The organism is Streptomyces sp. CY-1 (assembly GCF_047218265.1).
Classification (GTDB): domain Bacteria; phylum Actinomycetota; class Actinomycetes; order Streptomycetales; family Streptomycetaceae; genus Streptomyces; species Streptomyces niphimycinicus.
Genome location: NZ_CP178393.1, coordinates 4,516,555 through 4,529,524, shown reverse-complemented (window position 1 = coordinate 4,529,524; position 12,970 = coordinate 4,516,555). Strand labels below are relative to the sequence as shown.

The 12,970-nt window shown below is 73.9% G+C and carries 11 protein-coding genes and 1 tRNA gene; 5 read left to right on the top strand and 7 right to left on the bottom strand.

All coding sequences use genetic code 11. The features are described from left to right. Positions 1-25: 25 nt before the first annotated feature. The 3 genes from ACK1X7_RS19090 to ACK1X7_RS19080 form a co-directional block, all read right to left on the bottom strand. Positions 26-1,318, bottom strand: a complete 1,293-nt coding sequence (locus tag ACK1X7_RS19090) for a sensor histidine kinase (RefSeq protein WP_398159920.1) — start codon at positions 1,316-1,318, stop codon at positions 26-28. 138 nt (positions 1,319-1,456) lie between these two features. Next, positions 1,457-3,832 carry a TOMM precursor leader peptide-binding protein gene (locus ACK1X7_RS19085; RefSeq protein WP_413115389.1) on the bottom strand — a complete coding sequence of 792 codons (2,376 nt, stop codon included), beginning with the start codon at positions 3,830-3,832 and terminating at the stop codon, positions 1,457-1,459. A gap of 7 nt (positions 3,833-3,839) precedes the next feature. Beyond that, positions 3,840-4,097: a hypothetical protein gene (locus ACK1X7_RS19080; protein ID WP_385140797.1), complete on the bottom strand. Its 258-nt coding sequence runs from the start codon at positions 4,095-4,097 to the stop codon at positions 3,840-3,842. A gap of 182 nt (positions 4,098-4,279) precedes the next feature. Between ACK1X7_RS19080 and ACK1X7_RS19075 the strand changes: the two genes are divergently transcribed. From ACK1X7_RS19075 to ACK1X7_RS19055, 5 genes are all read left to right on the top strand, one after another. Beyond that, positions 4,280-5,104, top strand: a complete 825-nt coding sequence (locus ACK1X7_RS19075) for an AfsR/SARP family transcriptional regulator (protein ID WP_385140800.1) — start codon at positions 4,280-4,282, stop codon at positions 5,102-5,104. A 260-nt stretch (positions 5,105-5,364) separates the two neighbouring features. Next, positions 5,365-6,600, top strand: coding sequence for an FAD-dependent monooxygenase (locus ACK1X7_RS19070; RefSeq protein ID WP_385140802.1), 1,236 nt, complete (start codon positions 5,365-5,367; stop codon positions 6,598-6,600). A gap of 93 nt (positions 6,601-6,693) precedes the next feature. Next, positions 6,694-7,644 carry a GlxA family transcriptional regulator gene (locus tag ACK1X7_RS19065; protein WP_385140805.1) on the top strand — a complete coding sequence of 317 codons (951 nt, stop codon included), beginning with the start codon at positions 6,694-6,696 and terminating at the stop codon, positions 7,642-7,644. 103 nt (positions 7,645-7,747) lie between these two features. Beyond that, the gene (locus ACK1X7_RS19060) at positions 7,748-8,539 is read left to right on the top strand and encodes an SDR family NAD(P)-dependent oxidoreductase (RefSeq protein WP_385140808.1); all 792 of its coding nucleotides are present in this window, start codon (positions 7,748-7,750) and stop codon (positions 8,537-8,539) included. A gap of 91 nt (positions 8,540-8,630) precedes the next feature. Further along, positions 8,631-9,887, top strand: coding sequence for a nucleotide disphospho-sugar-binding domain-containing protein (locus ACK1X7_RS19055; RefSeq protein ID WP_413115388.1), 1,257 nt, complete (start codon positions 8,631-8,633; stop codon positions 9,885-9,887). Between the two features lie 54 nt (positions 9,888-9,941). Here the strand turns inward: ACK1X7_RS19055 and ACK1X7_RS19050 are convergent. From ACK1X7_RS19050 to ACK1X7_RS19035, 4 genes are all read right to left on the bottom strand, one after another. After that, positions 9,942-10,015 (bottom strand) — tRNA-Lys (locus ACK1X7_RS19050). 56 nt (positions 10,016-10,071) lie between these two features. Continuing rightward, positions 10,072-10,743, bottom strand: a complete 672-nt coding sequence (locus ACK1X7_RS19045; RefSeq protein WP_398159917.1) for a bifunctional DNA primase/polymerase — start codon at positions 10,741-10,743, stop codon at positions 10,072-10,074. 114 nt (positions 10,744-10,857) lie between these two features. Further along, positions 10,858-11,223 (bottom strand): hypothetical protein, encoded by a 366-nt coding sequence (locus tag ACK1X7_RS19040; protein WP_385140817.1) that lies wholly within the window; start codon positions 11,221-11,223, stop codon positions 10,858-10,860. Positions 11,224-11,595: 372 nt separating this feature from the next. Continuing rightward, positions 11,596-12,945, bottom strand: a complete 1,350-nt coding sequence (locus ACK1X7_RS19035) for an AAA family ATPase (RefSeq protein WP_413116890.1) — start codon at positions 12,943-12,945, stop codon at positions 11,596-11,598. Positions 12,946-12,970: the final 25 nt, after the last annotated feature.

Sequence of the window (12,970 nt, the reverse complement as noted above, 5' to 3'; positions counted from 1 at the left end):
TACGCCCGTCAGGCCCGCACGCCGGTCACGCCGTCACGGTCGGCCCCGGGCCGTACTCTTCCTTGGAGTCCTTGGAGTCCTTCGAGTCCTTGGAGCCCTTGGAATCACTCGAGTCCTTCGTGCCGCGCTCCCGGCCGCTCCGCGGCGGCGCGTCCACGGACACATCCAGCTCCGCCCGTAACTCGAAGCAGCCGTCGGGCCGTACGCCCGCGCGCAGCCGCCCGCCCAGGTTCTCCACCCGGACCCGGAGGTTGCCGATTCCGCTGCCGCCGTCCGTGCTGTCGGTGCGCAGGATCGTGGACGGCCGGCCGACCCCGTCGTTGACAAGGGTCAGCCACACCTGGCGCCCGCTGCGCCGCGCCTCGATCGCGCAGTGGTCGGCCTTGCTGTGGCGCAGCACATTGGTCAGCCCCTCGCGCAACACGCTCGCCAGCACCGTGTCCACCAGCTCCGGCAGCGGTCCGCAGTCGATCGCGGAGGTGGTGCTGATACCCGCCGCGGCCAGCATCGAGCGAGCCGTCGCCGACTCCGCCGACAGCGACATCTTGCGATAGCCGCTGGCCACGGCCCGTACATCGGCCAGGGCCTGACGGGAGGTCTGAAGGATCTCCGAAAGCTCCTGCTGGGCGCGTGAGTTCTGCCGGGGCACCAGCCGGTGCACCAGCTCGCATTTGAGGGTGATCGTGGACAGGCTGTACCCGAGCAGATCGTGCACATCCCGGGAGAACCGCAGCCGCTCCTGGGCGACCGCCAGCCGGGCCAGCTCCGCCCGGGACCGGGACACCTCGGCGACCAGCCCGGACAGCCGCGAGAGCCCGAAGACCACCAGCCCGGTCAGCGCGGTGGAGACCGAGGTGTACGCGACCTGGCCCCAGCCGAAGCCGACCTGGAACAGCAGCACATCCGTGCACAGCAGGATGGCCGCGAACGCAGGCCACGCCAGCGCCGGTGCCAGCACCAGCAGCGAGGAACCGGCCAGAAAGCCCGGCATGCCCAGCCAGGCGTGCTTGAAGACCGCGAAGGGGGCGAAGGTCAGCACCGCCTGGAGGGCCAGCGTCCAGCGGCGCGCGCCGCTGAGCCGGGGCGCGAGACCGGGGAAGGAGTGCAGCATCTGGAGGCAGAGCAGCATGGTCATCGGCAGCAGCGCCAGCCCGAGCATCGCCGCGTCGATCGTCCTGCCCGAACGATTGCCGTCGACTACATAGGTGACGGCCACGGCGAAGTAACCCACCAGCACGAAGACCGTGATGACGACGGCCAGGCGTGGCGCCAGATTGCCGTGCTGGCGCGGTGGGTGGTTCCCGGCATCGTCGGGCAAGAGGCTCCCCTGCACTCGTCCTCCGGATGGTCGGGCCGGATTGGGCGGCTTGCCCGAGAGTATCCGATCTTTGCCGGCGGTGGAGAGGCCGCGTGGAAGGCTCATGGTGTACGCAGAGTTACCGGTTATCACGGGGGATCACAGGAAAAACGGAATCGGGTTGAGATCCGCGTAGGGCGTGGGCCCCGGCAGCCGCCCGAGCGCGACCGGGACGTCGAAGAGCCGGCCGGGCGCGAACCGGGCCCAGTGCGGGCGCATTCCGGGCACCAGCACCTTGGCCACCGGCAGCCCCACATCCGGCCGGGTCTGGTCCAGCACCAGCAACTCCATCCCGCGTTGCCGCGCCAACTCCCTTACGGCGGCCAGTGCGCCGCCCTCCGGGAGGCCGGATATCCCCGGGGGCGGTACGGCGGCCGGATCGGGCGTCAGATACGGATGGCCGGCCAGGGCCGCGGTACGGAACCAGCGCAGCGCCTCGGGCTCGGCGGCGCCGTAGCCCCCGCCGTCGGCACGGGCCTCGACCACCGCCGGGAGCATCTGGTTCAGCTCGGCGAAGGCGTGGCACAGCGCGGTGTGCCGGTCGAAGTGGGCGCCGAAGCCGAGGGTGATGTCCTCGGCGGGCTTGTCGAGGCGCCGGGAGAGCGCGGCGACCACCGGGATGCCGAAGTCCGTGGTGAGGTCCAGGGCCCACACCTCGCGCCGCAATCCCCGGTGGACGGCGCGCACTTCGGCCAGCCACGGGTCGTCGAAGGCGTCCAGGGCCACGGCGGGCTGCCGGGTGCGGTTGTACCACCACAGGGCGACCGCGTCCCGCTCCACCAGCTCCAGGAAGCCCCGTACGACGGCGTCGGCCAGCGTGCCGCCCGCCGCCGCGCCGTTGGAGTCCGCACGGCAGCAGCGGCGGCCCGGGGGCTGCGGGGCGCCGTAGTACAACAGCGCGGTGGGCAGCAGCCGGTGGCGCTCGGCGGTCAGCGACCACACCGGGGTCCAGTCCAGCTCCGCGCCCTCGTCGAACGGGTCGTGGATCCGGTGGCGCGCGGGGAGGGCGGGGTCCCGGAACTGCCGCTGGTCGAAGAGCTGGACGGTGTCCGGGTGCACCGCGTCGTCCGGGTGCAGATCGCGGTAGCGGGCGCGCTGCCGCGGCTCGTCCCCCTGGAAATGGCCGCTGTAGTGCTCCAGTGCCTCGCACAGCGCGCTCGCCCGCGCCTGCTCGGCGGTGCGGCCCTTACCGTGGGCGGCGGCCCGCAGCCCGGCCCTTACGGCGTCCAGGCCGCTCTGGGGGACCGCTCCCGCGTACGAAGGGTGGCGGGCGTGGAAGCAGTTGAGGACGGCGGGGCCGCGCGGATCGCGCCGGATCTCGGTGACCAGCCCGGTGACCGGGTCCACCAGATGTCCGTAGCGCTCCATGATCCGGCGCGGGGAGGTGCCGGTGCCGGTTTCGGCCAGCGGCTCCCGTGGCGACGGCAGCGCCAGGGGCGCCCGTATCCGGGCCGCGACCAGCGCCGGATCGCCGCAGCCGGCGCACTGCGGGCGCCGGGAGAGCGGATGGCGGTCCACGGTGGCGGTGAGGCTGTCCAGGGTGCGCAGCTCCCGCTGGCCCGGATGCCGGTGCCCGGCCAGCCACTTGGCGGCCTCCAGGGCGGCGAGCTGGAGCGCGGCGGCGCGGCTCGCGGGCAGTGAGGCGGGCGGGCGCGGCACCGGTCCTGGGCGGCCGAGCCGGTGCTGGAGATACGCCTCGGCCTGCCGTCCGCGCCACAGCCGGTCGGCCAGGCAGACCCAGCACGGGTCGTCGGGAGCGCCGAGGAACGGGCCCAGCCACGCCTGGGTGCCCACCGGTTTGACGGGCAGCCAGCGACGGCCGGCGGCGCGGTGGGCGGCGTCCACGGCGGCGAGCCGCGGATCGAGGTAGTCATCGCACACCACAAGGGTGAGTTCTGCGTCGTCATGTTGACGGGGGGCGATTTGACATATCTCTCGCCGGGGGCTAACGGCCCCAGGAGCCGTCGGATCGCCGTCCGCCGCCTTCCCGGCCACGGTCCTCAGATCCACGGCCCTCAGGTCCGCGATCCGCAGCCCCGCGGCGCGCAGCGCCCGGACCACCTCGCCCGGGTCGGCCGAGCCGAGGACCAGCGGGGCCACGGTGGGGCGGGACGGCGGGGGCGCGGCGGCCGGGGCCGGGCCGCCCGCGGTGGTCAGCCCGGCCAGCTCCCAGTACGCCTCCTCGGGGGTCCAGGCGTGGTCCCGCTCGGAGACCAGCCCGGCCGCGCGCAGGCGGGCGATCACGCGCTCGGCCTGCCCCGCCGTGACCGCGCCGGGCGGACCCGCGGCACGGGCGGGCGCGGCGGCCTCCATGAGGATGTGGGCGAGGTCCCGCGACCCGTCGAGCAGCGGCGCGAGCGCGGCGATCGCCCGCCCGTGCAGCGCCGTGACCCCGTGCTCGGAGACGAGATACACGGCCTCGCCCGGCACCGGCTCGACCCGCAGATGTGGTGTGAAGCCCAGTTCGCCGGTCATCGGCCGGTCATTCGACGCCGACGGTGCAGATGCAGATGGCGGGCGCGCCGATGGGCCAGGCGGCGTCGGAGAGGTCCTCGATGACCAGGTCGTCGCCCTCGGCGGGCGGCTGAACGGCCTCGGCGGCGGTCCTCGTGGCCCCGGCACGCTGGACGATCCTGGCGCGCTCGGCGGTCTCGACGACCCCGGTGACCTCGGTGTTCTCGGCGGAATGAGCCAGGACGGCGGGGCTCGTGGACTCATAGGGGACAGGCGTATCGGTCATCGCGGACTCTCTCATCGCCAGGGTGTGAATTTGTCATGGTGCGGCGCTCTGGAACTCATATCGAGCTCGTTACTCCGGCACTGGCCGCACAGGTCGCCCACAAGCGAGGCTCTTAAATGCCTCGGTGGCAGGGCCGCGCGGCCAGGAGGCACTTGACGGACCGTTGACGGAGGTACACGACCATGGACATCAAGGTGTTGGGGCCGCTGAGCGTCGAGGCGTGCGGTCAGTCGATCGTGCCCAGCGCGGGCAAGCCGCGCCAGATCCTTGCACTGCTTTCCGTCTACGCCAACCAGATGCTGCCGGTGCCCACTCTTATGGAGGAAATCTGGGGCACGCAGATGCCGCGCAGCGCACTCACCACTTTGCAGACCTACATCCTGCAATTGCGCCGCAGGCTGGCCGCGGCCTATGGACCGCAGGCCCCGCAGGCTTCCAAGGACGTCCTCGCCACGCGCTACGGCGGATATGTGCTGGAGGCCCAGCCGGGCGCGGTGGACATCCATGAGTACGACCGGCTGGTGGCCGCGGGGCGGGACGCGCTGGACGCCGGGGACGATGTGCAGGCGTCCCTGCTGTTGCGCGAGGCGCTGGCCGTCTGGCGCGGCCCCGCGCTGGTGGATGTGAAGGTCGGGCCGGTCCTGGAGATCGAGCTGGCCCGTCTGGAGGAGAGCCGGCTCGGCGTCCTGGAGCGCCGTATCGAGGCCGATCTGCGGCTGGGCCGCCATGCCGAGCTGCTCACGGAGCTGACCGAGCTGACCGCCCGTCATCCGCTGCACGAGGGGCTGCACGCCCAGTGCATGGCCGCGCTCTACCGCGCGGGCCGCCCCTGGCAGGCGCTGGAGGTCTACCAGGGGCTGCGCGCCAGACTGGTCGAGGACCTCGGACTGGAGCCGTCGCCGCGACTCCAGAAGCTCCAGCAGGCGGTGCTCGCCTCCGACCCGGCGCTCGATCTGGACCTGGAGGGCCACTGGCGCCGCCCGGTGCTCGACCTGTTCGCCGCATAAGACCGACAGTCCACAGCCAACAGTCAGTCCACAGCCAACAGTCCACAGCCAATAGCCCCAATAGCCCCCCACCGCCCTCGTCCGGAGCCCCGTAAGTTCCCCCAGCCGTCCCCGTCCGGCGAACCCTCCCCCCCCAGAACGCCCGGCGCCGCCCTTCAGCCGGGCTTGCTACGGCTCCGCTGCCCGATCCCCCCGCGCGGGCAAGCGGAGCCGTAGTGCGTCCAGGGGCTGCCGCAGGCGCTCGACCAGCAGGAGGCGCGATGACGCGCGAGATCGACACCGATGTGTGCGTGGTCGGCGGCGGCCCGGCCGGTCTGGTGCTGGCGCTGCTGATGCTGCGGTCGGGGGCCCGGGTGACCGTGGTGGAGTGCGCCCGCGCGCATCAGCGCGTGTTCCGCGGCGAAATCCTCCAGCCCGGCGCGATGGCGCTGTTGGACGCGCTCGATGTGCTGGCCGGCGCACGCGCCCGCGGTGCCCATGAGCACGACCGGTTCCTGGTGATCGAGGGCGAGCGAGTGCTGCTGGAGGCCGACTACCGGCTGCTCGCGGCCCCGCACGACCACCTGTTGAGCGTTCCGCGCCCGCATCTGCTGGATGAGCTGCTCGCCCGCTGCCGCCGCTCGCCCGGTTTCCGCTATCTGCCCGGACGGCGGGCCGGGGCCCTGCTGTGGCGGGAGGAGCGGATCGCCGGGGTCATCGCCGAGGGACCGCCTGGCCGCTGTGCGGTACGGGCCCGGGTCGTCGTCGGCGCGGACGGCCGGTTCTCCCGGATCCGGCGGCTGGTGGGCATCGGGGCGGGCCGCGCCGACGCGTTCGCCCAGGATGTGCTGTGGTGCACGCTCATCGCGCCCCGGGAGGAGCCGCCGCTCCGCGATGTGCGGGTGTTCCGCACCGGCGGCGGCCCGGTGCTGGTCTACGGCTCCTGGCCGAACCGCATCCAGATCGGCTGGACCCTGCCGCACCGGCGCTACGGCCATATCGCCGCCCTTGGCCTCGACCATGTCAAGGAGCGGCTGGTGCGTGCCGTGCCGGAGTACGCCACGCTGATCCGCGATCAGATCCGCACCCCGGCCGACTACGGTGTGCTCGAGGTCTTCTCCGCACGCGCCGAGCGCTGGGTCGCCGATGGACTGGTGCTGATCGGCGACGCCGCCCACACCCACAGCCCGATCGGCGCCCAGGGCATCAACCTCGCGGTGCAGGACGCGGTGGTGCTGCACCCCCTGCTGGCCCGCGCCCTGGCCGAGGGCGACACCAGCGCCGAGCGGCTGGCGGAGTTCGAGCGGCGGCGCGGGCCCGATATCGCGGCGGTGATGCGGATGCAGACCCTCCAGAGCCGGGCGATCCTCTCGCAGGGCGCGTTCACCACCCGGGTGCGCCCCCGTCTCGCGCGGGCGCTGCGTCGTACGCCGCTCTATCGCAAGATCCTTCAGCGCATGGCCTACGGGAACCCGTCGATCCGCATCGCCGACGCCGGAGTGTGCGGCCGGACATGACACCCCGGAGCGCGATGGCCGGAAACCACCTCTACACCTGCTTCTCGCCACCCCGGCTTCGGCCTCGTCTACCGCACCGCCTAGGTTGAGGCCATGCACACTGTCGTGATCCTGGCGCTGGACCAGGTCATCCCCTTCGATCTGGCCACCCCGATCGAGGTCTTCAGCCGCACCCGGCTGCCCGACGGCCGGGAGCCCTACCGGGTCCGGGTCTGCGGCCCCGTCCCCAGCGTCGACGCCGGGGTGTTCGCCCTCCAGGTCCCGTATGGGCTCGAGGCGCTCGCCGAGGCCGACACGATCGTCGTGCCCGGCCGCGGCGACGTCCTGCTCCCGGTCCCCGACGAGGTGATCGACGGCCTGCGGGACGCCGCCGACCGGGGCACCCGTATCGCCTCGATCTGCACCGGGGCCTTCGTCCTCGCCGCCACCGGGCTGCTCGACGGACACCGGGCCACCACCCACTGGCTCGTCGGTGCGCTGCTCTCCGAGCTCCATCCGAAGATCCAGGTCGACCCGGATGTGCTCTATGTGGACAACGGCCAGTTCCTCACCTCGGCGGGCGCCGCGGCCGGGCTCGATCTGTGTCTGCATATGATCCGGCGCGACCATGGCTCCGCCGTGGCCGCCGACGCCGCGCGGCTGTCCGTGATGCCCCTGGAACGGGAGGGCGGGCAGGCCCAGTTCATCGTTCACGACCAACCGCCCGTACCGCGCGGATCGCTGTTCGAACCCCTGCTGCGGTGGATGGAGGACAACGCCGGACGGGACCTCACCCTCAACGAGATCGCCGCCCATATCGGCATGAGCACCCGCACCCTCAACCGCCGCTTCCGGGAGCACACCGGGACCACCCCGTTGCAGTGGCTGCACCGCGCCCGGATACGGCAGGCGCAGTATCTGCTGGAGGCCACCACCCACCCGGTCGAGCGCATCGCCACCCAGGTCGGCTTCGGTTCGCCCACCTCCTTCCGGGACCGCTTCAAGCGCGTCGTCGGCACCAGCCCGCACAGCTATCGCTCCTCCTTCCAGCGAAACGCCGGATAGTCGCCGAGCGGTCCCCTGGGCAGCCTCGGGCGCGGGTCGAGGCGGACTCGAGTCACGGCGGCGACCATGGCCTTCTCAGTGGGAACGACCGCGAGGAGCGCCCATGTTGGACCTCGGCCTGGAGGGGCGCACGGTCCTGGTCACCGGGGCCACCGGGGCCATCGGCCGGGCCACCGCACGCGCCTTCGCGGAGCAGGGCGCCCGGGTGGCGCTCGCCTTCCGGCACCACCGCGAGGCGGCCGAGGCGCTGGCCGCGGAGCTGTCCGGGCCGGACCGCGGTCGGGCCTTCGCCGTGCCGTACGCCTTGGACGACGCCGCGTCGCCGCGCTGGGTCGTGGCGGCCGTGGAGGAGTACTGGGGCGGGCTGGACGTGCTGGTGGCGGCCGCCCGGCGGCGGGGCGCACGACGCGATCCGCACACCCGGTTCGAGGACGTACCGGAGGAGCACTGGCGGCCGCTGGTCGCCGACGGCTTCGTGCCCGCGGTCCGTACCGTCCAGTGGGCCGTCGCCGGGATGCGCAAGCGCGGCTGGGGCCGGATCGCGCTGGTGGCCTCGCCGCAGGCACCGGACGGCGCGACCGACGGGGAGTTCCACGCGGTGGAGCGGGCCGGGCTGCACGGTCTGGTCCGCGGTCTGGCGGGCGAAGTGGGCGGCGACGGAGTGCTGATCAACGCGGTGTGCCCCGGGCCCACCCCGCCCGACCGGCCGCCCACTTCGCCCGACCGGCCGCCGACTCCGCCGGACCGGCCGCCGACCTCGCCCGCCCGGCCGTTCACCTCGCCCGGCCGGTCCTCCACCACCCCCGAGGGCATCGCCCGCACCCTCCTCTTCCTGTGCTCGGCGGCCAACGGCACGATCACCGGCGAAGCGCTGACGCTCGCGGGGTGCCGCTGAGCCCGGCTTGGGGAGCGATGGTCGGCTCGGTGTCATGTCCATCGGCCGGACGGGGCGGCCCGGCCGGCTCGACCTCTGCGGGAGGTGAACCGTGCGCATCCTCTTCACTACCTGGGCCTCTGGCGCCCATCTCGTTCCCATGGTGCCGCTGGCGCGCGCCCTGCTCGGCGCCGGGCACCAGGTGCGGGTCGCGGTGCCGTCCGAGTGCGCGGCGGCCGTCGCCCGGACCGGCCTGGTGCCGGTGCAGATCGGTGCCCTGCCGGTGGCGGTGGTCAGGGCGCCGGACGCGACGCGGCGCCCGCGCGGCATCTGGCCGACGGACTGGCCGGTGCGGCCCGCCGCGTTCACCGCGGAGCAGCACGGTGTGCTGCGTGCGTTGGGCGATCGGCAGGTGCGGATCGCCGAGGCGATGGCCCAGGGCCTGGTGGCCTTCGCCCGCTGCTGGCAGCCGGAGCTGGTGGTGCATGACGCCGGCGCGTACGCGGGCACGGTCGCCGCGGGGGCGCTGGGGGTGCCCGCGATCGGCCAGCTTTGGGGGAGCGCGGCCGTGCTGCGGCTGGACCGGCAGCGGCTCGACGGCCCGCCGCTGCCCGGCTACGCCCGGCTGATGCGGCGTTACGGCGCCGACCCGGCGCGCGAGCCCGACCTCTGGCTCGACCCCTGCCCGCCGAGCCTCGCGCTGCCCTCGCGGGCGCGGCGGCTGCCGGTGCGCCTCGTTCCGCAGGACGGGTCGCCGCCGCATGAGACACGGTCGCCTTACGAGGCCCTCCGCGCCGGGCCGCACCCGGCGCGCCAGGCCGTCGCGCCGAACGGGCGGCGCGCGCCGGGCGGCCCCAGGCGCTCCGGGCCGGTGCGGGTGTGCGCGGCCTGGGACGACGCCAGTGGCCCGCCGGACGCCGTAAGGGCGGCGCTGTGGGCCGCCGAGGCGCGGGGCGTGGAGGTCGTCCGGGTCGGCAGCGCCGCCGAGGGGCGGCCGCCCGCCGGGCCGCTGCACCGGGTGCTGCCGGGCTGCCGGGCCCTGCTCCACCAGGGCGGGGGCGCGGCGGTGCTGGCCGCCGCCACGGCCGGGGTGCCGCAACTGGTCGTCGCGCCCCGCCTCGAGCAGCAGCTCAACGGGGCGCGGCTGGCCCGGACGGGCGCCGGGATGTATCTGCCCGCCGACGCCCTCGACGGCACCCGGCAGGGGGCGCGGGCGGCGGGCGGGCGGCTGGCCCTGGACCTGTTCACACTGCTGGAGCAGCCCTCGTACACGGCGGCGGCGCACGCCCTGCGGCGGGAGGCGCTGGCGATGCCCGGCCCGGACAAGGCGGTCCTGGCGGTCACCCGGCTCACGGGCCCGACGATGTGAGCGCCGCTGCACGCGAAAAGCCCCTCACCGAGGTGAGGGGCTTTTCGCCGTCTGTGCGCCGCCAGGGACTCGAACCCCGGACCCGCTGATTAAGAGTCAGCTGCTCTAACCAACTGAGCTAGCGGCGCCTGCTGACGTAGGAGACCTTAGCACCCGGACGCCACGGAGTGAAAATCGATAACTTTCAGCCCGGAAAAACGGCGGGTGCGCTGGTCACAGCCGTGCCGACAAGATCACAACCGGCGGCGCGGGCCGCCCTCACACAGGCCCACAGCAGCACCTCGGGACCGGGCAGCCAGGGCTTGCGGACATCGGGCGCGACCAGCCAGCGCGGGGACGGCACCGGGGCGCACTCCCGGGCGCCGCACTCCGGGGTCCCGGTCTCCCGGGCATCGCGCTCCCGGGCGTCGGTCTCCCGGGCATCGCGCTCCACGGGCGCCGCCTCCGGCGGATCGGGGTCCGGCGGGAACAGCGGCGGCACGGTCACCGCGTCGCCCCGCCCGTAGCAGAGCAGCGGGGGAGCGGTCGCGCCCCACTCCTCCCAGCCGAGCAGCGCGGGCAGCCGCTGGGCGGTCCCCGGGGTGGCGAAGAGCAGGACGCGGCCGCCCCGGGCCGCGACCGGTCCGGTGCCGGGGCCGTCGGTCCATAACCGGCCCACCACCCGGCGGCCGAAGAGCGCGTCCATGCTGATGACGTCGAACGCCGTACCGCACGGCAGCGTCACCGCGGCGGTCGGGGCAGCGGCCCACAGGGCCTGCACACCGCGCGGCGAGGCGCTGGCCGAGGCGAGCCAGTCCGCGCCCGCCGGGGTGACGTAGGCGGCGGTGTGAAGTGCGTCCTGCGGCGTTCTGGTCATGTTTCCACCTTTACCGTCGGCGATGACGGTGTAGAGAGATGCGGCGAAACCGGGACATCGGGTGTCGGCATCGGGTATCTTCCGCCCGCATATGCCCCAGGCTCACGCCTGCCGTCATTCCGGCAGCTCGCCGCTCCGCATCAGCTCACGGCCGAACTCGACCATCTTCTTGGCGTAGTCCTCGGTCCACTCGGCACGCTCGGCGATCACGGCGGGGGTCAGCCGATCGAACCGCCTCGGGTCGGCGAGCTGGGCGGCCGCCATCGCCTGGAACTCCATGGCCCGGTCCGTCGCCGCGCGGAACGCCAGCACCAGCTCCGTCGAGCGGGACAGCAGCTCACGCGGGTCCTCGATCGACTCCAGGTCGAAGAAGTGCGCCTCGTCCGAGGCGGCGGCGGCCGGTTCGAAGAGCAGGGGCGCTGGTTTCAGCCGCCGGGGCGCGGAGCCGTGCCGGCCTTGAGCCGCATCCGGCTCGGGCATGTGATCTCTCCTCCTGGGTCGTGAGGCACCTACGGTTCGCGGTGGGCCTGTTGTCTCCATTGTCGCGCGTAGGGCAAGGGCGCCCCCGCCGTACGCCGCCGACCTGGGGTCTCTCCCCACCGAGCCGCCCCCTGAACCATGGCCGGGCCGTCGCTCCTGGTGACGCACCGTACGGCCGCAGGCGACGCGAGGTCCTTACGGCCGCCACCGACACGCCGTTACGGCCTTGAGGCAGCCACCGACACAGCTTTGCGCCGGCCTCCGCCGCGCCACTTACGGCCACCTCCGACCCGCCCTTACGCCAGCCATGGCCGCCGCCAACGCGCCCTTACGGTGCCCCCAACGCGCTCTTACGGGGCCGTCAACGCGCCCTCACGGCCGCCATGTCACGCGGTGCTCGGCCAGATGCGCCAGCACCGCGTGGTTGGCCTCCCAGCCGTCCGGGAACTTCACGGTGACGCCCAGTTGCACCGGTTCCGTGGACGGATGTTCGTCCAGCAGCTCGGCCACCCCCGCCCGGCACACCACCACACACGCCTGCCGGTGCCGCGACGCCAGCACGCACAGCCGTCCCGTCTCCAAGTGGAAGGCCGTGGCGTCCGGCCGCCCCGACAGCGGGTGCAGAACGACCGTGACCTCGAACTCACGCCCTTGGAGTCGATTGGCGGTGTCGACGGTGACGCCGGAGACCCCGAGCCCCGTCAGCGCCGCCCGGACCGCCGCCGCCTGGTCCCGGTGCGCCGTGCCCACCGCGATCCGGTCCGCCACGACCGGCAGCGGTTCGTCGGACCGCTCGCTGACCGCCACCGCGCCCCGGTCCAGCAGCCGCCGCACCACCTGGGCCACGGCCGCCACCGCCTCCGGGTCGGTGCGCGGGGTGCGCCGGGCGGGCAGCTCCAGCAGCCCCCAGCCGGACTCGGCGGCCTCGTCCAGCACCCGGTCCGGCCCTGAGCCGTCGGAGGCCACCCCGAAGCTCAGCCGCCGCTCGCCGTGGCCGGTGCCGCTGCGGAAGGGCGTGTACGGATAGAACGCGGCCGAGACCAGCGGCGCGGCCGAGGCCGGCAGCCGCCAGGACACCGGCAGCCGGTGCTGCGGAAGCCGCGGATTGTGCGCGAGCAGGGTGGTGACCGCGCTCGCCGACGGGTCGTACGAAAGCCCCGCCCACTGATCGGCGCCCACCACGCTGAACGGGTCGAGCTGCCCCGGGTCGCCCACGAACAGCGCCCGCTCGAACAGCCCGGCGACCGCCAGCAGCGCGTCGGAGCGCATTTGGTACGCCTCGTCCACGATCGCGTGCCGCCATGGCTCGACGTTCTTGATGTGCGCCCACTTCGCGGCCGTGGAGACGACGATGTCGAGCCCGGCGAGGTCGGCGATCTTCGCGGAGGCGCGGACCGACGCATGACCGTCGAGCACCGGGTCGTACGGATGCGGATCGCTGCTGTGCAGCCGCCCCACCGGAAGATCGGGGTCCGCCGTGGCCAGCCGGTCCACCAGGTCGTCCACCTGGGCGTTGGTCTGCGCGACCACCATCAGCGGCCGCCCGGCGGCGGCCAGCTCCCGCGCCGCCCGCACCACCAGCGTCGACTTGCCCGCACCGGGCGGGGAGTCCACGACGACGCCGCGGTCCGCTCCGTGCAGCGTGTCCCGCAGGATCGCCTCGGTCGAGCGCGCCGCCGCGGCCGACGGGTCGAACGGCTCGCCCGCTCGGGCACGGCCCAGATGGGCCGCGGCGGCGGCCGGGTCC